Origin of the sequence: Prosthecobacter fluviatilis (assembly GCF_042655725.1) — a bacterium.
Lineage (GTDB): Bacteria > Verrucomicrobiota > Verrucomicrobiia > Verrucomicrobiales > Verrucomicrobiaceae > Prosthecobacter > Prosthecobacter fluviatilis.
This window is the reverse complement of record NZ_JBHSMQ010000011.1, coordinates 42,056-64,175: the sequence shown is the minus strand read 5'-3', so window position 1 is coordinate 64,175 and position 22,120 is coordinate 42,056. Positions and strand designations below refer to the sequence as shown.

Annotated in this window: 13 protein-coding genes; 1 reads left to right on the top strand and 12 read right to left on the bottom strand. The window is 60.4% G+C overall.

The features are described 5' to 3' along the window. Positions 1-12: 12 nt before the first annotated feature. The 3 genes from ACFQDI_RS21965 to ACFQDI_RS21955 form a co-directional block, all read right to left on the bottom strand. Entirely contained in the window at positions 13-1,197 is a 1,185-nt protein-coding gene (locus tag ACFQDI_RS21965; RefSeq protein ID WP_377170981.1) for a sialidase family protein, read from the bottom strand. Positions 1,198-1,278: 81 nt separating this feature from the next. After that, positions 1,279-2,688, bottom strand: coding sequence for a DUF1501 domain-containing protein (locus ACFQDI_RS21960; RefSeq protein ID WP_377170979.1), 1,410 nt, complete (start codon positions 2,686-2,688; stop codon positions 1,279-1,281). Between the two features lie 4 nt (positions 2,689-2,692). Next, the gene (locus tag ACFQDI_RS21955; RefSeq protein ID WP_377170977.1) at positions 2,693-5,842 is read right to left on the bottom strand and encodes a PSD1 and planctomycete cytochrome C domain-containing protein; all 3,150 of its coding nucleotides are present in this window, start codon (positions 5,840-5,842) and stop codon (positions 2,693-2,695) included. 103 nt (positions 5,843-5,945) lie between these two features. Between ACFQDI_RS21955 and ACFQDI_RS21950 the strand changes: the two genes are divergently transcribed. Beyond that, positions 5,946-7,139, top strand: a complete 1,194-nt coding sequence (locus ACFQDI_RS21950) for a hypothetical protein (RefSeq protein WP_377170975.1) — start codon at positions 5,946-5,948, stop codon at positions 7,137-7,139. Between the two features lie 5 nt (positions 7,140-7,144). On the opposite strand, the gene ACFQDI_RS21945 is transcribed toward ACFQDI_RS21950, so the two are convergent. From ACFQDI_RS21945 to ACFQDI_RS21905, 9 genes are all read right to left on the bottom strand, one after another. Then, on the bottom strand, positions 7,145-7,816 hold the full coding sequence (locus tag ACFQDI_RS21945; protein WP_377170973.1) for an SGNH/GDSL hydrolase family protein: 672 nt from the start codon (positions 7,814-7,816) through the stop codon (positions 7,145-7,147). A gap of 20 nt (positions 7,817-7,836) precedes the next feature. After that, complete coding sequence (locus tag ACFQDI_RS21940; RefSeq protein WP_377170971.1) at positions 7,837-9,702, bottom strand: alpha/beta hydrolase domain-containing protein; 1,866 nt, start codon at positions 9,700-9,702, stop codon at positions 7,837-7,839. Between the two features lie 73 nt (positions 9,703-9,775). Then, positions 9,776-10,420 (bottom strand): gluconate 2-dehydrogenase subunit 3 family protein, encoded by a 645-nt coding sequence (locus ACFQDI_RS21935; RefSeq protein ID WP_377170968.1) that lies wholly within the window; start codon positions 10,418-10,420, stop codon positions 9,776-9,778. Further along, on the bottom strand, positions 10,420-12,231 hold the full coding sequence (locus ACFQDI_RS21930) for a GMC oxidoreductase (RefSeq protein WP_377170966.1): 1,812 nt from the start codon (positions 12,229-12,231) through the stop codon (positions 10,420-10,422). The genes ACFQDI_RS21935 and ACFQDI_RS21930 overlap by 1 nt, the downstream gene beginning before the upstream one ends. 42 nt (positions 12,232-12,273) lie before the next feature. Further along, positions 12,274-13,605, bottom strand: a complete 1,332-nt coding sequence (locus ACFQDI_RS21925) for a DUF1552 domain-containing protein (RefSeq protein ID WP_377170964.1) — start codon at positions 13,603-13,605, stop codon at positions 12,274-12,276. 10 nt (positions 13,606-13,615) lie between these two features. Further along, the gene (locus ACFQDI_RS21920) at positions 13,616-17,572 is read right to left on the bottom strand and encodes a DUF1592 domain-containing protein (protein WP_377170962.1); all 3,957 of its coding nucleotides are present in this window, start codon (positions 17,570-17,572) and stop codon (positions 13,616-13,618) included. 23 nt (positions 17,573-17,595) lie between these two features. Then, entirely contained in the window at positions 17,596-18,996 is a 1,401-nt protein-coding gene (locus ACFQDI_RS21915; RefSeq protein ID WP_377170960.1) for a DUF1501 domain-containing protein, read from the bottom strand. Then, the gene (locus tag ACFQDI_RS21910) at positions 18,993-21,431 is read right to left on the bottom strand and encodes a DUF1553 domain-containing protein (RefSeq protein WP_377170958.1); all 2,439 of its coding nucleotides are present in this window, start codon (positions 21,429-21,431) and stop codon (positions 18,993-18,995) included. Before ACFQDI_RS21910 ends, ACFQDI_RS21915 begins: the two co-directional genes overlap by 4 nt. Continuing rightward, entirely contained in the window at positions 21,428-22,078 is a 651-nt protein-coding gene (locus ACFQDI_RS21905) for a GntR family transcriptional regulator (RefSeq protein WP_377170955.1), read from the bottom strand. Before ACFQDI_RS21905 ends, ACFQDI_RS21910 begins: the two co-directional genes overlap by 4 nt. Between the last annotated feature and the right edge of the window lie 42 nt (positions 22,079-22,120).

The following is a 22,120-nucleotide window of genomic DNA, read 5'->3' as shown; positions in this document are numbered from 1 at the left end:
AAAAAAGGATGTTTATTTTTTCGCGGCTTTGGCATCGAGCTCTGCTAGCTTGAAGCGGACACTGACGATGTATGGAGCCTCGCCTTCGGTCCAATGACCGTAGGTGGTGGTGACGATGGTGCCGTCTGGAAGAACTTCGATGCCGGGATAGGTGCAGTCGGCGCCTTTGGTATTGTCCATGATACGGACGCGATACTGGCCCTCCGCACCATTGACGATGTCCTCGTATTTGCCCACCCAGCCAACCCAGTCGCCTTTGGTGGGGCTGACGTGGGTGGTGTCACGGAAGCTGATGAAGAGGCGGCCATCGGGCGTGTATTTGGCGACGTGGCGATCCCCCGTCAGAGCGGCGGGCAGTTCCTTGGGCTCCGTCCAGGTCTGGCCTTCATCGTTGGAGAAGATGACGAAGGAGTTGTACTTGCGAGAGTTTTCACGGAGCAGGACAGCGATCTGTTTGCCATCGGGAGAGCGCAACGCGCCAGGCTCGCAGAGGTTGGCGTCTGGCAGCATGGCAATGGGCGTTGGCGCGCTCCAAGTGAGGCCGCCGTCTTTGGAAAGCGTGGTGTAAACCCAGAAGCGCCAGGCCTTGGCGGGAGCACCACGAATGAAGCGGCCATCGTCATGGAAGAAGGCGAGGTAGTGACCGGGAGTTTTCAGATCGATCACCGTGCCCATGGTGACAATGCCGCCGAAGTTGCCGATGGGAGCGAGTTCGCTCCAGCTGGCGCCATCGTCTTCGGTGACGGCCATGCGGATGGGGTGAAGGCCGCTGAACATGATGATGCGCTTTTTGCCGCTGGCATCGACCACACGATGCAGCGTGGGCACTTCCATGGAGGTCTTCCATGATTCTGGCGTGGGCAGACGGTCGCTCCAAGTAAGACCGGTGTCGGTGCTGCGCTTGTAAACGATGGGGCCACGCCCGTGGCCTTTGGGATAGACGATGAGCATCGTCTTGTTGTCCTCAAGCAGGAGCGTGGTGGGGTGGCCTAGGTACTGGCCTTTCTCCCGGTCCACGATGACCTGACGTTCCTTGTCTCCGCTGATATCGACGACAGGGATGGCATAGCCCGGAGCGAGCTTGGTCTTGAGGTTTTTCGGCGGTGCAAGAACGACGTCCTTCTTTTGCAGCCCGGTCTGGGCAAAAGCGGACGTGAGCAGCAGAGGGATAAGAAGACCGATGGCGCGAAGATGCATAGGAAGGCAAACGGGCAACTCCATGCAGGCTTTGCAAAGGAATCTCGATGGTCCAGCCACATCACCAGCAGCACGGCCGGCTCACGCCCCAAGCAGCTTGGTCAAAGGATGGCCTTCGTTCTGATCGATGCGTTCGGGGCGGCCTTTGTGCGTGTACACGAGTTGGGTGTGATCGATTCCCAACAGGTACAGGATGGTCGAATGGATGTCGTGCACGTGCAGGCGGTCCTCCACGGCATAGAGGCCGAGGTCGTCGGTGGCACCGTAGGTTTGGCCGCCTTTGACCCCGCCGCCTGCCATCCACATGGTGAAGCCGGTGGGGTTGTGGTCGCGTCCGTCGCCCTGCTCGCTCATGGGAGTACGGCCGAATTCACCGCCCCAGATGACAAGCGTCTCATCGAGCAGGCCACGCGCCTTGAGGTCGGCGAGCAGGCCGGCGATGGGCTTGTCCACGGCATTGCAGAGCCTGGAGTGGTTGACCTCGATGCCCTTGTGGCTGTCCCACTTGCTACCAGCACCGCTGTAGAGCTGGACGAAGCGCACGCCGCTTTCCACGAGGCGTCGGGCGAGGAGGCAGTTGCGGCCATAGACGGCGGTGGCCTCATTGTCCATGCCGTAGAGTTTTTTGGTGGCTTCGCTCTCTTTGCTGAGATCCACCGCCTGCGGGGCCTCAGCCTGCATTTTGTAGGCAAGCTCATAGCCACGGATGCGCGCATCCAGCTCGGTATTGCTGGCACGGGAGGCGCCGTAGTCGCGGTTGAGGTCACCGAGGAGATCGAGCTTGTCCCGCTGGCGCTTGCGATCCACTCCCTTGGGGTTGTCGAGGTATTTGATCGGCACGCCGTCGGAGTTGAATTCGACACCCTGGTACACCGCAGGCATGAAGCCCGTGCCCCAATTGCGCACGCCGTTCACCACGGTGGCCTCACTGTCCTTGATGACGACAAAGCCGGGAAGGTTTTTGTTTTCGGTACCGAGACCATAGGAGGCCCAGGCTCCAAGAGAGGGACGCCCGCCAAAGACGGAGCCGGTGTTCATGGAGCACACACCGCCGGCATGATTGATGCCGCTAGAGGCGCAGGAGTGAATCACAGCAAGGTCATCCGCATGCTGCGCCACGTTTTGAAACCAGTCCGAGATCCAGAGGCCGCCCTGGCCGTACTGCTTCCAGGTGCGCTTGCACTCGAGCAGCGGAGACTTGGCCTCGCCCATCGCAGTGATCGGCGGCTTGAAGCTGGCGGGGAGCGACTGCCCCGCGAGCTTGTTGAGCAGGGGCTTGTAATCAAAGGTGTCCAGATGGCTGGGACCACCCTCCATGAAGAGGAAGATGACGCTCTTGGCCTTGGCCACACGCTGCGGGAGCTGCAGGGCAGCAGCGGCGGAGCTCTGTTCGCTCATGAGGCCCGCCAGGGCCACGGCACCAAAGCCACAGCCTGCGCTTTGCAGAAAGTCACGACGCGTATGTGGGATGTCGAATCGGTTGCAGCTCATGGTGTTAGTGAAGGTAGAAAAACTCGTTCGTGTTCAGAAGGACCTGGCAGAGGTCATTCATGGCCTGACGGAAAGGATCATCTGCCTCGACCGTCTTGGTGTCGGAGCCGGACCAGGCAAACTGTGAGGTGAGAGGGTCTGCGGAGCGCCAGGTGACGAGGCCTGCGGACCATTTCTCAGGATCGCTGCTGAGGGCTTTGTCTTCCAGCACACTGGCTGCCACGCGCAGGGCCTCGATCTGCCCATCCCACTGGTGGGTGGGTGCGCGTTTGTTCAAACCACCGACCACGAGCTGAGCCGTGCCGGCGCTGAGCTTAGCGCGGATGTCCATGGGGACCACGACGGACTCAGGCGCAGCACCGGGTGTGTCGAGATCGCGCACGGTAAAGGCAACGGTATGACCGGTGCAGGAAACGCGGGCGACGATGTGATAGCGGCGGCCCAGTTCGATATGAATGTCTGACGGCACTACTTGATAGCCGATGTTCGAATTTTCATCTTCGCCCACGACCTGCATGATGACATTGCGCGGCTTGAAGCGTGATTTCACACCCGTGACTCCAAGGCTCCAGCCAAAGGACTCAAGGCTGTCCTTCCCTCCATTCCAACGGGAGGCGATGGTGCGCACGGAGGCATTCGCATCGATGCTGTTGAGACTTGCAATGGCTTCCACGGTGAACTCGTCGCCTTCCTCCGTGCCGCTCTGAACTAGCAGGCGCTCGTGCGGGCTGTTTTCTTTGAAGCCGCTGTTGTTTTCAACAACCTCTGCGGCAGGTGCCACGGGCTGGCTAGAAGTTCCGGCACGCCTTTTGAGGAAGGCCTCCGCTTTGGTGCGTTCCATCTTGGTGGGCAGACGGCCCAGCACGGCCAGCCAGGCATCGTCAATGTTTTCCACACGTCCGGCCAGCTTGCGGGCACGGGCCAGCAGCCAGTCGCCATTCAGGAGCTGCAGGGCCTGCGTGGGTGTGGTGGTGCTCTGGCGTTCAGCCGTGCTGGCAAATCCGGCCGGGGCATCCAGAGCGCGCAGCAGTTCATTCTGATTGTTGCGCTTTTTCATGATGTAGATGGAGCGGCGCGAGCCGTTGCCATCTTCAGCAGGACCGCCGGATTTGGGATCCAGCTCTCCGCTTGCTGCGAGGAGTGCATCTCGCACCTGCTCAGCATCGAGACGGCGGGGATTGAAGCGCCAGAGGTAATGGTTGGAGGGGTCGATCTTGGCGATGTCGCCGACGGGCTCGCGACGCGCCGTCTGCCGGTAGGTGGCGGAGAGCATGATCTCACGGTGCAGCGGCTTGAGGTGCCAGCCATTGGCCACGAACTTGGTGGTCAGGAAGTCGAGCAGCTCAGGATGAGTGGGCTTCTCGCCGAGCTTTCCGAAATCACTGGCGGTGGCGACGATGCCACGGCCGAAGTGGTACTGCCAGATGCGGTTGACGATGACGCGGGTGGAGAGGCGGTTGTCCGGACGCGTGATCCAGTCGGCTAGGACGGTGCGGCGTCCGGTGGAGTTGCCGATGGGTTTGATCTCGGGCTCCTTGGGCTCAAGCAGAGTGAGGAAACCAGGGGCGATTTCCTGCTCGCCTTTGCGGGTCTTGAGCGCGACCGAGGGAGGGACGGGCCCGGCATCGGTAGCGACAAAGGCATCCATGAGCGGCTTGGGCTTCAGGTGGTCAAACTTCTTGAGCTCCTCCTCGAGCGCCTTGTATTCGGCCTTCTTCTCCTCGCTCTTGAGGCTCTTCATGGGGTCGAAGGTCTTGCGCTCGCGCTGCATCTGGCGCTGGCACAGGCCGGCGAGCTGTCGTTCCAAAGCTCCGCGCTCAGCATCGGGCTTGCGCACCATTTCCTGGAGATCTTCCGTGAAGCGAGTGAGGGCACGCTCCACCCTGGGCTCAACGATCGGGCCGGTGATCGCGTCCATTTTAGCGCGGATATCTGCGGTGGCGGTCTCCCATTTGGCCTGCTGATCAGCAAAGGCCTTCTTTTCGGCGGGGGTGGCCAGCTTCAGATCGTCGCGCCACTGCACGGGTGCGAGGAAGGCGCGAAGGCGGTAGTAATCCTTTTGCAGGATGGGGTCAAACTTATGATTGTGGCAGTGCGCGCAGCCCATGCTTAGACCGAGGAAGAGCTCGCCCGTGGTGTCCGTCATGTCGGTGAGAATGATGTCCCACTGGCCCTTCACATCGCGCTGGTTCCATTCGTACACGGGATTGCGCAGGAAGCAGGTGGCTATGAGCACATTGGGATCATCCGGTGCGATCTCATCGCCCGCAAGCTGCTCGCGCACAAACTGGTCGTAGGGCTTGTCGTCGTTGAAGGATTTGATGACATAGTCGCGGTAAGGCCACACGGAGGGGCGGTACTCATCGGCATTGTAGCCGTCGCTTTCGGCGTAGCGGACGAGGTCCAGCCAGTGCTGGGCCCAGCGCTCGCCGTAGCTTGGGCTGGCGAGAAGCTCATCCACCAGCTTTTCATAGGCGCGCGGATCCTTGTCGTTGACGAATCTGTCGATCTGCTCGCGCGTGGGCGGCAGGCCGTGGAGGTCGAAATAAACGCGGCGCACCAGCTCATTGCGGTCCGCCTCGGCAGCGGGAGTGAGCTTGAGCTCGGCCTGCTTGGCGGCGATAAAGCGGTCGATGTCATTGCGCACCCAACTCCCAGCGACTTTGGGCGGAGAGACCTTGGCCACCGGCTTGAAGAACCAGTAGTTGCGCTGCTCCTCGGTGAAGCCGCCCTCGGTCACGACCACTTTTTGCGCAGGATTATCAGGCCAGGGCGCGCCGAGTTTGATCCATTTTTCCAAGGTGGCGATTTCGGCATCGGGCATCTTGCCGCCATTGTTTTTCGGCGGCATCTGGAAGTCTTCATCCTTGTAGTGGATGGCCTCGATCATGGCGGATTTTTCCGGATGGCCGGGGACAAGGGCCGGACCGGTGTCACCGCCTGTCTTGAGGTAGCCGATGTTGTCCACGCGCAGGCCGCCCTTCTGCTTGGTGTTGCTGTGGCAGTCAAAGCAGCGTTTCACCAGGATGGGACGCACTTCGTTTTCGAAGAACTTCATGGCCGCGCGTTCCGCATCGGCGTCAGCGGCAAACACCCCGCCCGCAGTGTGGCAGGAGAGCAGGAAAAGGAAGGCTGGTAGGCGTGACCGTGTCATGTCAGTAGCAAAAGGCGGGAGTAGTACGCTTTTGGACACAAAAATTGGCAAAAACCCGCCAGTTTGAGTGCTCCGACAGGCAAAGCGTGCTTTCCTGGCCCAGATGCACCCCTGCCCTCGCAAATGCCTGGCCACTCTACTGCTGCTGATCGTGACCAGCACAGCACCTCTGATCCAGGCTGCTGAACTGCCTGAAGTCGACCGTTTTAACTACATCCTCGGCACCCAGGCCATCGGGGGCAGATATCACTTTACCCAGCAGGACCCGCTGGTGGAGTCTGCCGAAGTCATTCGAGCCATGGGAGCGAGCTGCATGAAGTTTGACCTGCGGGCCAAGCCCAAGGAATACCCGGGTGTGCATTCGCTGGTGGAACTGGCTCGCGATGAGCGCTCCCACCGCCGGGTGCTGGACATGCCTTTTGCAAATTTCCAGCTCTGGGCGGAGCCCTTTGCCAGCACGTCGTGGAAGCAGGGCCTTTCCAAAGCGGATGCAGACAAGGAATATCAGGAACTGCATGCACTGGTGGTGCATCTGCTGAAGACCTATAGCGGCACAGGCAAGACTTTTTATCTCGGGCACTGGGAGGGGGACAACCTGCTGCGGGGCAGCATTGGCAAAGAAGCTGATGCGAAGATGACGCCTGAGAAAGTGCAGGGCATGATCGACTGGCTGACGACCCGCCAGCGAGCCGTGGATGACGCCAAGCGCGACACACCGCACCAGAACGTGCAGGTGTGGCACTACACGGAGCTGAACCATCCCACGATCTCCATGCGTGAAAGCCGGCCGACTTTGGTCAACCAGGTGCTGCCAAAGGTGCCCGTAGATTTTGTCTCCTACTCGGCCTACGACGTGACGAACGAACCCAAGGCAGAGGAGATCAAAGAGGTGCTGAGCTACATTGAGTCTCAGCTCAAGCCCAAGCCGGGGATTCCGGGCAGGCGGGTGTTCATCGGTGAATATGGCTACTCGGTGCTTCACCACGGCAAAGCGCACCACTCACCTCAGGAGCAGGACCGCCTCTCGCGCATCACCATCCTGTCGGCGCTGGAGTGGGGCTGCCCCTTTATCCTCTACTGGGAACTTTATAACAATGAACTGGAACCCAACGAACAGCACCGTGGCTACTGGATGATCAACGACAAAGGCGTGAAGCAGCCCATTTATGAAACGCACCGGCGATACTACGAGTGGGCGAGAGCGTTTGTAGGAGAGTGTGTGACGCGGACGGGGAAGGTGCCGGAAAACGAGGCGTTCCAAAAAGCCACTGCGGAGTATTTCAGAGCAATGCGCTGAGCTGCTCAAGGAACTGCCTTGACCAAAGCTGCTGCGATGGCGGCCATGCCTTTGTCCCCGGGGTGATTGGCGACGCCGGCGTGTTTGTAGGGGCGCTCTGAGCGTCCGTAGTTTGTCTCGTCCTTGCCGAGGCTGCTGATGTTGACGTAGATGCCGCCGACTTCCGTGCAGGCCTGCTGGAGCGCTTCGTCCTTGGCGGGATTGGCCCAGAAACAACTGCGCACAAGAATGGTGGGCTTTCCGTCTGCTTTTAGAGCTTTCAGCAGCGTGGTCACGCTGGCCTGTAGCTTTGCCTTGTCTTCGGCTGTCTTCAAAGCGGGTACATTTTCGCCGATTGCCAGAATGATGAGATCGGCATGAAAATCGATGGCTTCCTTGAGCTTGGCGGGCACGTCGTAGCCGGCATAGGCACGCTCAAAGTCGGCGATGTTTTTCACCATGATCTCGGGTGCGGCACCGGTTTTTTCCGTCAGCGCCTTGGTGACGAGGTGGACGTAGTCGTTTGCCTCGGAGGTGGCCGCCATGCCCCAGTTGCCCGACCAGTCGATGTCCTTCTTCGGACCATGCTTGGTGATGCTGTTGCCGAGAAAGAGCACCTTGCGGTAACTGGCCTGCGCCGAGGCATGAACGGTGGCACAGACAAAGACGAGAGCGAAGAGTAGGCGATGGTATGTCATATAGGTAAGTAAAAAAGCGGCTATCTGGCAGGCTGGCGCATCACCCAATCCCAGCGGATGGCTGACTGCTTGAGCTGAGGCTCGAGATCATCCTCGCTGAGAAGCTGCTGCCGGATGAGCTTTTGCAGCACGTCTTTCACCTGGGACAGATAGGCCTCGCGGGAGGCATAGCGTTCCGTCAGTGCGGGGCGTGGATCGTGCGTGGCTTCACGCTGTTCGTGTGTGGCAGCGAGAGGAGCCCAGGCACCGCGCAGCAGCACGGGCTCATGGGGCGAGCCCATTGACGCAGATCGAAAGACCCAGCCCGTGGCGGTTCCAAGAGGCACGGCCACATCGGGCATGCGGATACCGGCAATGTCATTGCCATCCGCATCCACCTGCGGGACCAGCAGCGGCAGTTCCGCACCTGCACCGGCACCATCCGCCCACTGGGGATTGCGCACACGGCAGCCTGCTGTCAGAAGCCGTGGATCGCCCAGGCCAGGCACTTTGGGAAAGCGCACACCTGCCACGGGAACGAGTGTGCCATCTGAAATTTTCGGATGCACACTGGGAGGAGGAGCCGCACCCTCCGTCACCCAGCGATGCATGGCCAGCCGCATTGCTGTGACGACGGCGCTGGCATTGACCGGGTTTGCAAGCGGCGCGTCTTTCGCCTGGGCCGTCGGGGGAAATGTTGCCGGGCCGTGCTGGGTGCCTGCGAAGAAGTAAGAGCGCACATTGTCCGGGAAGGCGATGTCTTTGGCCCCATCCGGACTCGTGTGCGTGAGCGCCGCCACACGGCCCGCGCCCCAATATTCAGCAGCGGTGTTGGTGTAGAATATTTTGGGCGGATGCTTCACTCGCGTGTTTTCCAAAACTCCCTCCGCGTGTCCGCTGACGGGGTCTGCCTGAGCCGTGTCGGCAAAGGGATAGGATGCCGTGTAGAAGCCTGACAGAGCACGCGGCGTGGACCAGCGCTGGTTCAGCACCAGACGGCCCGCACCGGCGATGTGGGCCATCACACCGTCCAGAGCCTGACGATCCTGCTCATCGGTATTGAACCCCAGATAAACAAAATCGCGCAAAAAGCGCCCGCACTGCGAAGCGCCAAAAGCATAGGCATGCCGCACCGGCGCAAGCGAGCCCGGATCATGCTTCAGCCAGGCCACGGCATCGCGGATGGCGGCGTAGCCGAGCCCAGCGAGCGGCGGTGCTTCGGCCAGGTAGAAAATCTCATACGTCTTTCCCGGCTCAAAGCCACCCTTCAGGCGCAGGCTGCCCTCCTTCAGGCTCCATGATTTTCGCGGCACCTCTCTGCCACCGGCATCCGCCATGCGCGTGCGCACGATCAGGCGGCTCTCAGGACCGTCCACATTTACGGGCGGGTAGTCTGCCAGATCGGTGAGGGTTTGTTCATCTGCAGCCTTTTCCGGGATGAGTATGGCACTGACCACACCACGCACCGGGCTGCCGTCCTTGTTTCTTGCCGAGGGCACCTGAAGACGCATTTTTCCTGGCTGCGCAGGCACATCAAACTCCCACCCGACATTGAGCACGGTGAAGCCATGCTTCACGATCCAATCTCTCAGCGCAGCCTTGCCGCCACGGTTTGGTATCTCCACCCACGCCGCACCATTGCTGCGCGCCATATCCTTGGGCTTCATGAGCCGCAGGTCAGCGGTGAAAGTGACACGGCCAGCCTCATTCACCGGAGCCAGCGCCACATCGGCGATGACAGCATTGCCCGGCAGCGCCGGATCGATCTCGTAATGCAGACGTCCCACAATCTGCTCATAGCCCGTCTTCGCCATGTCCGAACGCTCCAGCACCTCCACGCGCACGACGGCGGCACGTGTGTGGCAGACGATCAGGAGTGAAAGGAGGAGACGGGGAAGCAGGGACATCGTTTAAATACAGCAGCGGTTTTTGCTTTTTGGAAACAGCCTCACCTCACGATCGTGGGGGGCCGTGCAGAGCTCATGCGAGCCCGACATGCCTCAGAGCCTCGATGGGCGGACCTTCAAAAGAGCCGGAGGGCATGTTGCCCACGTAGCCGAGGGCCTTCATGCCTTCGGGCGTGGTGTAGTAGCCGCCGGCCGTGAGATCGCGAAAGCGCTTGAAGAACCCTGCGGCCTTTTTGTGCGCCGCCTGTGGCTTGGCGGCTGCAAGATCGGTGCAGATGGCGGTCTGCTGCGCGAGTGCGAGATCGGCAAAGGCTTTGCCAAAGCGGGTCGTCGCCTCCTGGTCGATCCATTGAAGCCCTTCGAGTATGAGGCGACGATCTCCTGCCTGCGCGGGATAAGGTGAACTGATCCATTCATCGATGAAGTCCGGCACACCCAGAGATGAGGCACTGGGAGAGGCCTCATCCGCAGGGATGATGACATCACACAGGGCACGCGTGGTGCGGCGCTGGGGCTCGGTCAGCGTGAGTGGCCACACGTCCCCAGGTTTGTACACCTTCACCATGACCGGATCTGGACCGTAACCCTGCGCTTTGACGGGGGCGGCATCCGCCGCGAAGAGGCTGGGATCGCGCACGGCCATGGTCGCCGTGGCGCTGAGCATCCATTGCAGCGCCTTGCGGCGGTCCATGCGTGTGAGGTCTTCGGGAGCACTCATCAGATGTTTCCTTTCTTCATTTCATCCATCAGGTGGTCGGCCATGCGCCAGGCCAGCGCCATGATGGTGAGGGTGGGGTTTTTGTCCGCCGTGCTGGCAAAGGGTGCGCCATCGGCCATGAAAAGATTCTTCACATCCCAAGTCTGGCTCCACTGATTTGTCACTGAGGTCTCGCGGTCCGCCCCCATGATGGCACCGCCGACCTCATGGATCACTTCGCCGCCTTTTTTCAGCAGCTTGGCCACATCTGGCGTGGACTTCGCAGACACTTTGCCGCCCATGGCTTCGAGAAGATCGCGGATGTGCTGCTGCTGATGGCGCGCCTGATTGAGCTCGAAGTCCGTCCACTTCCAGTGAAAGCGCAGCACGGGAATGCCCCACTGATCCTTCAGTTCGGGATCGAGTTCGCAGAAGGAGCCCTCATTCGGCAGCATGGTGCCCTGGGCCCCAAAGCCGAGGTGGCAGCCGTAGTAGCGTCGGGCCTCCTCCTTGAACTTTGCGCCAAACAGCACACCTTCGTGCCCCAGCCTGCTCTCGATGCCGTTCAATGTTGTAAGCGATGGCATCTGCCGACCGCTGGTGAACTCCAGATGATAACCGCCAGGGAAGCCGAGCTCACCTTTGGCATTCTGCGCATGCCGCGTCCATGGCACGTAGGCATGCGGCCCGCCCGCACCGTCTTCATTGTGAATGGGCATGCCTTCAAAGGCGGGAATGTGCGCACTGAGACTGCTCGACACCGAATCCGTGATGTATTTGCCCACCTTGCCGCTGGAATTCGCGAGACCTTGGGGAAACGCGTTCGATTTGGAATTCAGCAGCAGCCGCACCGACTCCTGCGAACTGGCGGCCAGCACCACGGCTCGGCCTTTGGCATGGCCTTCGCTACCGTCTTTTTTGTTGATGAAGGTGATGCCTGTGGCCCTGCCCTGTTTGTCCAGCGTGACCTCACGCGCCATCGCATGGGGTAGGATGTCCAGGTTCCCCGTGGCCAGTGCTGGCCGCAGGTGCACCGTCTGCGAATCGTAGTTCGCCCGGATCGAGCAGCCGCGATGGCAGTCGGTGGCCCAGAAGCAGGGAGACCGGCTGCGCATGGAGTCTGCCAGAATGCTCTGCGCCTTCGCATTTCCCGGATGGAGCTTGGCGGGGAGCGTACTGGCATCCTGCGGCTGCGTCAGCACGGCCCGATGAATCGAGGTCACATGCGCACCGACTTTCTTGCCATGCTTCTGCGCGTAAAGCTCGCCCACTCTCAGCTTCGGCGCAGGCTGCAAAACGCCGGGTGATGAATCAGGCGAATTTTCCAGCCCCTCGTTCGTGCCAAACACGCCGATCAGCATCTCCACCTTGTCATAATAGGGCGCAATGTCGTCGTAGCTGATCGGCCAGTCGAAGCCCAGGCCAAAGCGTGTGCGTGGTTTGAAGTCATACGGACCGTTGCGCAGCGTGATGCGCCCCCAGTGGTTGGTGCGCCCGCCCATCATGCGCTGACGCCACCAGCGGAACTGGTTTTCCGGCTCCTTGTTCGCATTGGTGTAGGGCTCGCCGGGAATGTCCCAGCCGCTGTTGATTGAGCAGTCGTGGAAACCGTACTGTTTGTCCGGCGTCTTCTCGCCGCGCAGCGGGGCGTGGCTGGGCAGCTGCAGCATCGCCACCTCGGACTGCACATCAAAGGAACGTCCCGCCTCCAGAATGAGGACCTTCAGGCCCTCCATCGTCAGCGTGTAGGCCGTCTGTCCGCCCCCTGCCCCGGAGCCGACGATGACGACGTCATACGAATCCTGGAGCTTGTCGGCGGTGATGATGGGCATGGCGTGCGGTCGGGGAAGGAGAGAATGAAAAACGCGCGTTTTTCAAACCTCTTCCAGCATCATTTTTGCATCGCCAAAAGTCTTCGGATGATGGTCCATTTTATCCATCATCGAAATAAATAGACGGCACAGCTGGCGCTCAGGCTTGTCCTTGTAATCGAGTGCTCGTCCGCCCTTGATTCTGCCGCCCGCCCCCCCGAGGACGATGACCGGGAGCTGGTCGTTGTCGTGCCTGGCCCCGGCCATCATGCTGGAGCAGTGCATGATCATGGTGTTGTCCAGCAGCGTGCGCGGACCTTCCTGGATGGAGTCAAGCTTGCGGGCAAGATAGGCGAGCTGCTCCATGAAAAACTGGTTCACTTTCAGCCAGTCTTCGCCATCGCTGTGGGAGAGCAGATGGTGGATCATGTAGTCGATGCCATGTCCCGCCTGCTGCACACTGGGGAGATTGGGGAAGCGCAGGGCACTGTGGTCATTGTTGAGCTTGAGCGTGGTGATGCGCGTGGTGTCGGTCTGGAAACCCAGCACGAGGAGATCAATCATGAGCTTCATGTGCTCGCCGATGTCCTGCGGGATGCCGTCGGCAGGGCGCTTGATGTTCGGCTTTTCGAGCGTGGGCCGCCACCCCTGCAGCTCGCCTCGCTTGCCGGCGTTTTCGATGCGCTTTTCCACATCGCGCACGGAATCGAGATATTCATCAAGTTTGCGTTGATCATTGAGGCTGATGTCACGTTTGAGGTCCCGTGCCTCAGCGAGCACCGCATCCAGTACGCTTTTGTCGGCAGGGGATGCCTCATCTTTAAACAGGCGGTCAAAGGCCAGCGCGGGGTAGAGCTCCAGCGGAGTCGGTGTGGTGGGAGAGCTCCACGAGATGTGCGAGCTGTAGAGCATGGAGTAGTTTTTATGCACCGAGGGGTTCGACTTCTCACACGCGAGCACGAGGCTGGGCACCTTGGTGCTGCGGCCATAGGTCTGCGCGAGCACCTGGTCAAAGCTGGTGCCTGAGCGAATCTCACCACCGGAGGCAATCGGTGCGCCGGAGAGCATGTTGCCGGTCTGCGAAGAGTGGATGTTTCCCTTCCGGGCCTCCTCATGGTAGAGACCGCGCACAAAGAGAAGTTTTTCGCGGAATTCGTGCAGGGGCTGCAGGACTTTGCCCAGCTCCATCCCCTTCCCCTCGCCTTTGGCCCACCATTCCTGGGAGTGGAAGCCATTGCCTGAAAAGGTGACACACAGGCGCACCGGAGCCTCGCTGGCGGGCTTGTCACGCTTGGGTTCGTCTCCCCAGACATTGAAAGACTCCATCCATGGCAGTGCCATGGAGACGCCTGCTCCACGCAGGAAGGCTCGACGTGAAAAATGATGTGTGTGCATAGGAGTCAGATCAGTGCTGGGCGATGGTGTTTTTTCCCCGCACTTCCAGGAACTGCGGGCTGTGGATGATGAGGTCGATCAGAGAAACCATGCGGCGGTCGCTTTTGACCATGGACTCGATCAAAGGCTTGTCTGAAAGCTGCACGCTGCGGCCCAGGGCATAACCGAGCAGCTTGCGACAGAACTGACGCACGAAGTCATCACCTCGCTTGTCGATCAGGTAGGCACGCAGATCATTCAGACCATCGACAGCCGTGCCATCTGGCAAGATGGTCTTTGTATCTGCTTTGCGCGCGCGTCCGATGGCGTCGAAGCCTTCGAGAGCAAAGCCAAAGGGGTCGATGCGGCGATGGCAGCCGGAGCAGTTTTCATCGCGGCTGTGGCGCTCGATAAGCTGCCGCTCGCTGAGATTGGCCGGCGTTTCCTCAGGAAGCACGGGCACGCCTTTCGGCGGGATGGGCAGCTTGTCTCCGAGGATGACCTCGCTCAGCCATGTGCCGCGCAAGATGGCGCTGGTGCGGGAGGCGCCTGCCTGCTTGGCAAGCGTGGCGGCAAAGCCGAGGATGCCACCGCGTCCTTTGGCCTGCAGTCCATCAATGCGCTGCCAGGCATCCCCCTGCACCTCCAGCGCATAGTGCTTCGCGAGGCTGGCATTCACAAAGGTATGATCGGCATCCAGCAGTGAGAGGACGTTGCCGTTGTTTTGAAGGATGTCGATGAAGAAGCGGGTCACCTCCTCCTGCATGTCCTCGCGCAGTGAGACGAAGGTGGGAAAGTGCCGTTCGCTTTTCTCGTCCAACGTGCCGACATCGCGCACATGCAGCCACTGGCAGCCGAACTCCGTGGCGAGGCGGCGTATTTTGGCGTCTTTCATCATGCGCTGCACCTGCACCGAGAGCACCGCGGGATCATTCAGCTTTCCAGAAGCAGCAAGCTGGCTCAGCTCAGCATCCGGGCAGGATGACCAAAGAAAGTAGCTGAGCCGTGTGGCAAGCTCATGCGTACTGACCGGCGCGGCTTTGGAGCCGGGCATGGCCTTCTCCCCGCGATAGAGAAATGCAGGGGCGACAAGCACACGTGCCAGCATCATGCGTGTGGCAACAGCATGCGGCAGCTCCTGGCTGCGCATTTTTTGGTAGAGGTCCTGCAGCCCTTCACGCTCCCCACGGCTCAGTGCCCGACGCCAGGCTTTTTCCGCGAACTCAACCACGGCGGCAACCTGCGCCGGCTCTGTCTCAACAAGCTGACGCTTGAAGGCAGCGGCCGCATTCATGATAGGCGCACGCATCGGCTCAAAGGCGCTGGGCTTGGCGTCCTGCGTGGCAAACTGGAAAAGCTGCTCAAAGACATCCACCTGCTTCAGCGGCCATTCACTGACGAAGCGCAGCTCATCCCAGAGGCGGTCGAGTTCGGCGCCTTCGGCCTCGGAGAGCATGAGGCGTTTCAGATGATCATCCTCACGGTGAAAGAGCGTGAGCGTGACGACTTCATCAATCGGCACGATCTGGGTGTAGCATAGCGCGATGGGGAAAAGACTGCGAAACTCATCAAAGGCGGCCTGGAAGCGGCTGCGGGCGGCGCTTTGCTCGCTCACGATCACCGGTGCGCTGTGATGCGTGTGCAGATTGTTGTCAGACCACAGGCCCTTGGACTGCGCGGTTTGCGCTTCGTCAACGGCGAGGCCTTTGAGCGATTCGGGCCTGACTTCATGCACCTGCATCTGCAGGCTGCCTTCGGGGTTCAGCAGCCGGGCTGTAGCCACCAGTTCCGAGTCTTCAATCAATTCGGCGGGAACTTTGATCTCGACCACCGAGGGAGCTTTCACCTCATAGCTGGATGCCGCAGGAGTGCCCGGAGCAGGCTCCTTCAAGACAGCCATGAGAAGAGGCCCCGTTGCTGAAAGGAGCTGGCGGCGCAGAGCCTGCTCGGGCGAAGCGGCAGGAAGTGTGACGGGATCTCTTTCCAGCAATGCCCGAACCTCCCCAGCGATCATCTCACGCTCGGCCGCATCCTTGGTCTTGCGCCAGCGGGCCAGAGGAGAGCCATCAGGAATCGCCGAGTCCACTTGCTGAGACGCAGGTTGGGTGAGGAAATGCCAGGGACCGTGGGGATTGCCCGCCAGGATGTTGGGAGACACATCCTTTGCCAGATCCCAGGTCGTCTGGCCATCCGTGAGAGTCAGATTCACCGTGGTAAGATCGCAGCTGTGGTTTCCATCCTTGGGGCCGATCACCAGGGCTACCACGTCTCCTTTCATAACCTGAACCTTGTCGAAGGCTCCTGTGGAAATGCGTTCCGATCCTTTGCTGACTCCGGAGGCGAGCACATCCCGCATGTGGCCCCGGCGCACCTCCAGGGACCAGGTGATGCCATTGCCGCATGCTACGTCTGCGTCCGCCACATCCCCCTGGATATGCAGCGAGCCGCTGACCGGGCTGCGCCAAGCGATGACCGAAGCGCGTGTGGGAGAGGGATGCGTGGCGACGCTGTGCGCCTGCATCAAACCCGGAATACGCGGAGTCTTGTCAGAAGAGTTTGCCAGCACGCTGAGCGCCTGCTCGCCGGACCATCCCTTGATGAAATTGTAATTCGGAACACTCTGGACCTTCTTGGTGAGCAGCGGCTCCAGCTTCACCTGACTGGCCGATCCGACGCCGACATAGTCCAGCCACCCCAGCAGCAGCGCGGGATCCACGCCATGTTTCTGCGCCAGCACGACCACATCCGTGCGCTCGGGGTTCATCTGTGCCTCATGCACCGCAGCCAGGCAGGGTTGCACACCGGCAATCAGTTGTGCACGCCGCTGCTTCAGACGCTCCATGAGCTTTGGCAAGTCGCGCAGCGGAAGATCAGCACGGCCAGGGGCCACCAGCCGCGCATTTTCCCACACGGCCGAATCGTTCTCACTGCCATCTCCTGCGTCTGTCGTGGTGAGATAGAGGGTGCGATCTCCTCCATCCTTGGGAGCCGTGAGCTTCATGCGGATTTCATGCCGGGCCACCAAAGGAGCCACGGGCTCCTGCCAGGCTTTGGGACCGTTTTCCTTGCCGATGTGCCCCACACTGGCAAAGCGCCACAAGGCCTGCTGCCAGGCGGCCACATCTGCCACAGTGAGCTTTCCTGCACGAAACCTGGCGCGCAGCGGATCCAGCAGCATGGATGGCTGCGAACTGCTGAGAGCTTGTCTGAGCAGTGCCAGGTATTTCGGACTCAGCCCATCGGCACTCCCCTGCCCCTGCAATGCAGCGAGGTATTTACCCAGCGGCAGACGCCCCTCGTCTTTGGCGATGATCTTGGCACCCGCCACTTTCACTTCTGACTGTCCCGCAGATTCGCTGTAGCGGCGGTAGATCTGGCGGATCTTGGCCAGAGCCTCGTCCGCCCAGTCACGCGGTGAGTTGGACTGGGAGAAGTGCATGCCCTGAGGAGTGAGCACCGCATGAGAAGCGACCTCCTTGGCTGCATCAAGGTACTTGCTGAGCAATGCGGGGGACATCACGAGCGCCGCACCGGCATTGGTGAACCCCTCACCCGCAGCGCCATCCACGGGAAACTCTCTGGCGGGGTCGAGCGACTCCACTCCGGTGAGATCACGCAGCGTGTAGGTGTACTCCATGTTGGAGAGACGACGCAGCACCACAGGGCCGGGATCTCCAGCATTGGCCAGGGCCACTTCGTCCAGCCTGGACTGCACCCACTGCACGAGCCGCTTTTTCTGCTCATCAGTGAGCTGCGGCTCTTTTTTTGGCGGCATCTCACCCAGGTGAATCTGGTCCAGCACCCCCTCCCAGATCATGGGCTCGCGCTTGATGTCCGCCACGGAGGTGAAGCGCTCCAGGTCCAGATCGCCCTTCTGCTTCTCGGTGGAGTGGCAGGAGTTGCAGCGCTCTTTGAGCAAAGGGAGGATCGATGCCTGAAAATCATCCGCACCATACGCTGCGCCATGCAGGGCCAGGAATGAAGACAAAGACAGGACTGAAAACAAAGGCCTCATGACAAAATCTCCTTCACGACGTTTCCATGCACATCCGTGAGCCGGAAGTCGCGGCCGAGGTGACGCCATGTCAGCTTTTCATGGTCAAGCCCTAGCTGATGCAGGATGGTGGCGTGCAGGTCATGCAGGTGCACCTTTCCTGAGACGGGGCGGAAGCCGAAATCATCTGTCTCACCGAAAGTGAATCCGGGTCTGATGCCGCCACCTGCCATCCAGGAGCAGAAGCTTTCAGGCTGATGCTCACGCCCATGCTTTTCGATCGGCGAGGTGCCGCTAAGATCCTGACTCCATGGCGTGCGGCCAAACTCACCGCTCCAGACCACCAGCGTGTCATCAAGCAAGCCACGGGACTTGAGGTCTTTGATCAGTGCAGCGCAGGGCTGATCGCTGGCGGCGCAGCTTTTGGGGAGTGCATTGCGGATGTCGCCGTGATGGTCCCAGCCACCCATGGTGACCTGCACAAAACGCACGCCAGCCTCGCTCAGCTTGCGGGCGAGAAGGCAGGCTCGGGCGTTTTTATCCGTGTCCTTGCCTCCGACTCCGTAGAGTTTCCGGGTGGCCTCGGACTCATTCGAAATGTCCACCAGCTCAGGAGCTGTAGTCTGCATGCGGAAGGCGGTCTCCATGCTTTCAATCATGCCCTCCATGCGGGCATCGGAGCCCGTCTGTCCCATCAGTCGGCGGTTCATGCGCTGGGTGAAATCGATGCGCGCACGCTGAGCCTTCACATCACCGGAGACATCCGCCAGGTAGTCGATGGGCGACTGCTTGTCGCTGGTGGGGATGACCACCTTGGTGCCCTGATGGGCCGCAGGCAGAAAGGACGAACCATAAAGCCGGGTGTCGCTGTCAGGGTGGATGCTGATGAAGCTCGGCAGATTTTGATTTTCCATGCCGAGGCCGTAGCTGATCCAGGCCCCAATCGACGGACGCACATCCGCTGTCACCCCGGTATGAAACTGCAAGGCAGCAGGCTGGTGCTGGTTGTTGTCCGCATGCACGGCGCGCAGCAGGCAGATCTCATCGGCGATGCTTGCGGTATGTGGCAGCAGGTCGGAGATCATCATGCCGGACTGCCCACGCGGACGCACCTCTCCCTGAGTGGCCAGCGCCAGGAACTTGTCCGTGCCGACACGCAGCTCCTTGGTATTGATGGGCGCGGTGATGGTCTGGCCATGCATGCGGCGGATGTAGTCCTTGGGGTCAAACAAGTCGGGCTGCGAAGGCCCGCCGGACATGAACAGAAAGATCACGCGTTTGGCTTTGGCCGGAAACTGCGGTGCCCGGGCGGCGAGGGGACTTTGAGCCGCCTGCACCAGATCATGCAGCGCGAGAGCACCGAAACCAGCGGCAGAACGCTGCAGCCATGAGCGGCGGGAAATGGAAGGTGCATTCATAGGCGGAGCAGAAATTCGTTGGAGGAGAGCAGCGCGTGGCACAGTTCGACCCACGACTTGTCAGCTGGCATGGATTCGAGAAATTTCAGGGCATCTTCGCGCTCGGCACTGCTGATGGGGCGGCTGAGGATGCGCAGCCACAGTGCTTCAAGCCTTCCTCCCACGTTTGACTCTTCAGCGGTCAGCCGCCGGGCTGTCTCAATGGCGCGGGTGCGGACGAGCTCGCTGTTGAGCAGGAACAAAGCCTGAGTGGGCACGGCTGTCTCTGCACGCCTGCCGGCAATCTGCGCAGGCTGGGTAAAATCAAACACATCCCTGAGCTTGGCAGAGCCCGGCTGGGCAGCCGTTCGGATGACAGGCAGATAAATGGTGCGCTCGTAGTCATGCACCGGGCGCATCTTCTTGAATGAAAACGCCGGAGGATTGACCGCTTTGGGGCTAAGGCTGGTGACGTTTTCTGGAAACTCCAGCGGCAGTGCAGGACCACCCACTGAAGATGCAAGACCGCCGCTGATTGCGAGCATGGAGTCGCGGATCGCCTCGGCATCCAGTCGCTGGCGGTTCATGCGCCAGAGCAGGCGGTTGTCAGGATCTTTGGCTGCAGCGGTGGCATTGTTGGCGCTGCTCATGCGGTAGGCACGGCTGAGGACGAGCTCGCGGATGAGCTGCTTCTGCGACCAGCCGTTTTTCATGAAACGTGCCGCGAGGTAATCCAGCAGCTCTGGATGCGTGGGGGTCTCTCCACGGACACCGAAGTAGTCAACGCTGCGCACAAGACCTTCGCCAAAGAGCTTCTGCCAAATGCGGTTCACTGTGACCCGGGCGGTGAGCGGGTTGCGTGCGTCAGCCACCCAGTCCGCGAGCTGAAGCCTGCCGCTTTGCCCTGCTGGGATCGCAGGGAAATCAGACCACGATGCGACACGCAAGGCTCCGCGCTTCACTGAGTCTCCCAGTGCGTAAGGATTGCCGCGGATGGTGATGCGCATATCGGCAGGCTTTTCGCGGTCGTGCACGGCAAAGGCTTTCGGCGCTACAGGGGCGAAGAACCTCGCGTGCTCGATCCGGGCATTGAGCGTCTTGATGCGCGCGGCAGTTTCATCGCGTTTCTTTTCGAGTTCTGGCTTCGCGTCTTTGGTCACTTTCGCGATCTGCTCTTCCACCTCGGCCTTTTCTTTGTTTGCGAGATCGCGCTCGGCTTCCCACTCACGGATTTGAGTGTCGTTTGCAGCGAGCAGCACTTCACGCCTGGCCTTCTGCGCCGCTGTTTCCGGCAGCTCGGTTTTGTTGACGCTGCTCCAGACGCCATTGTCAGTCTTGTAAGTCGCATCCGTGCTGCGGAACATGCCGGCGATGGCGTAATAATCGGCCTGTGAGATGGGATCAAACTTGTGATCGTGGCAGCGCACGCAGCCCAGCGTCATGCCAAGGAAGGCAGTGCCGATCTTGCTGACCTGCTGGTCCACGAGATCGTGCTCCATCTTGAGCTTGTCCACGGCGACGATTTCAACATCCCCCAGCACCAGAAATCCCGTGGCGGTGATGTTTGCCGCGCGCTCTTGGGGTGTTTTAGCAGGCAGCAGATCTCCGGCGATCTGCTCACGGATGAACAGGTCGAACGGTTTGTCGGAATTGAAGGCGTCGATGACGTAATCCCGGTAACGCCACGCGTGCTCGGCAAAGACGTTGTTTGAAGTGCCTATCTGATCTGCGTAGCCGACGAGGTCCAGCCAATGGCGGGCCCAGCGCTCGCCAAAGGCGCGTGACTGCAAAAGACGCTCGACCACCGCTGCACGCTCAGAAGCCGCCCCATCAAAACGAGCCGCCTCTTCCGGCGCCGGTGGCAGGCCGGTAAGGTCAAGCGTCACACGACGCAGCCAGGTATAGGCATCCGCATCTTGCGAAGGCATCATGTCTTTGGCCTCAAGTGCGGCCAGTATGTATCGGTCCACTGGAACAAGCGGCCATTCCTTATGTCTTACTCCAGGCGGCTTTTCAGCGTGCACCGGCTGAAAGGCCCAGAAATTTTTCCCGGCCTCCCAATCGATCACGCGAGCAGAGCTGGCAGTTTTTTTGACGCGAGAGTCCGGCGCTCCCATGGACACCCACTGCTCGAAAATGGCAATCTCATCTGCTGCGAGCCTCCCCTTGGGCGGCATTTCCATTTCAGGATTGGTGTAGTGCACCGCCTCAATGAGATGACTCTGCTTCGGATTTCCTGGCACGATGACCGCGCCATTGTCTCCACCAGCCTGCCAGCCAGTCTTTGAGTCCAGAGCTAGCCCGCCTTTGATCTTCTTTTCATGCGAGTGGCACTCGTAGCAGCGGCTCTGAAGCAATGGCAGCACCTTGGCCTCAAAAAAGGCAAGGTTATCCTCCGCCTTCATCGAGGCTACCGCGAGCATGCCGATGCCCAGGCTTTGGAAGACGCGGTTCATGGGGCAAGAGGCAGCCATTCACGCCAGCCGAGGATGTGCTCGCGCATCAGGCGCTCGCAGGTGGAGGGCGTTTGAGTCTTGAAACTTTCGACGATGGACTGATGCGCATCGACCGTCTGCTGGAGGGTCTCCTTGGTCTGCATTTGATGCGTGCGGTGCAAACGTCCGAGCCAGAGTTCCAGTTCGCCACGCAGGGAGTTCCAGAGCTTGACCAGACGCGCATTTCCGGAGGCTTCGAGAATGATCTGGTGAAAGTCCAGATCCAGCAGCGTCACATCCTGCACAGAGCGGGCCCTGCGGGTGGCGGACAGATTTTTTTCCAGCAGAGTCACATCTGCCCTGAATGACTGCGCCGCGAGACGTGAAGCCAGCGGCTCCAGAGCAAGGCGCAGCACATACAGCTCTTCAAAATCCTGCGGAGTCAGGTCTTTGACAAAAGCACGCCCCGTGGGGCTGAACTCGACGAGCCCCTCACGCTCGAGCGCGAAGAGCGCCTCCCGCACCGGCACACGGCTGACCCCCAGCCTCCGGGCCACGGCAGACTCTGCCAGCAGCGCACCAGGCGCAGAGCTGCCATTGAGAATTTCAGCCCGCAGCAGCAAGGCTGTGGAATCTGAGCGCGAGGGAGAAGCAGCGGCTGTTTTCATTCGGTATACCGTTTTAATACGGGCCGAATACCACTGTCTATC

Excerpts from the sequence above, each read along its gene's own strand:
- ACFQDI_RS21965 (WP_377170981.1), bottom strand. The coding sequence starts at position 1,197 with ATGCATCTTCGCGCCATCGGTCTTCTTATCCCTCTGCTGCTCACGTCC.
- ACFQDI_RS21960 (WP_377170979.1), bottom strand. The coding sequence starts at position 2,688 with ATGAGCTGCAACCGATTCGACATCCCACATACGCGTCGTGACTTTCTG.
- ACFQDI_RS21955 (WP_377170977.1), bottom strand. The coding sequence starts at position 5,842 with ATGACACGGTCACGCCTACCAGCCTTCCTTTTCCTGCTCTCCTGCCAC.
- ACFQDI_RS21950 (WP_377170975.1), top strand. The coding sequence starts at position 5,946 with ATGCACCCCTGCCCTCGCAAATGCCTGGCCACTCTACTGCTGCTGATC.
- ACFQDI_RS21945 (WP_377170973.1), bottom strand. The coding sequence starts at position 7,816 with ATGACATACCATCGCCTACTCTTCGCTCTCGTCTTTGTCTGTGCCACC.
- ACFQDI_RS21940 (WP_377170971.1), bottom strand. The coding sequence starts at position 9,702 with ATGTCCCTGCTTCCCCGTCTCCTCCTTTCACTCCTGATCGTCTGCCAC.
- ACFQDI_RS21935 (WP_377170968.1), bottom strand. The coding sequence starts at position 10,420 with ATGAGTGCTCCCGAAGACCTCACACGCATGGACCGCCGCAAGGCGCTG.
- ACFQDI_RS21930 (WP_377170966.1), bottom strand. The coding sequence starts at position 12,231 with ATGCCCATCATCACCGCCGACAAGCTCCAGGATTCGTATGACGTCGTC.
- ACFQDI_RS21925 (WP_377170964.1), bottom strand. The coding sequence starts at position 13,605 with ATGCACACACATCATTTTTCACGTCGAGCCTTCCTGCGTGGAGCAGGC.
- ACFQDI_RS21915 (WP_377170960.1), bottom strand. The coding sequence starts at position 18,996 with ATGAATGCACCTTCCATTTCCCGCCGCTCATGGCTGCAGCGTTCTGCC.
- ACFQDI_RS21910 (WP_377170958.1), bottom strand. The coding sequence starts at position 21,431 with ATGAACCGCGTCTTCCAAAGCCTGGGCATCGGCATGCTCGCGGTAGCC.
- ACFQDI_RS21905 (WP_377170955.1), bottom strand. The coding sequence starts at position 22,078 with ATGAAAACAGCCGCTGCTTCTCCCTCGCGCTCAGATTCCACAGCCTTG.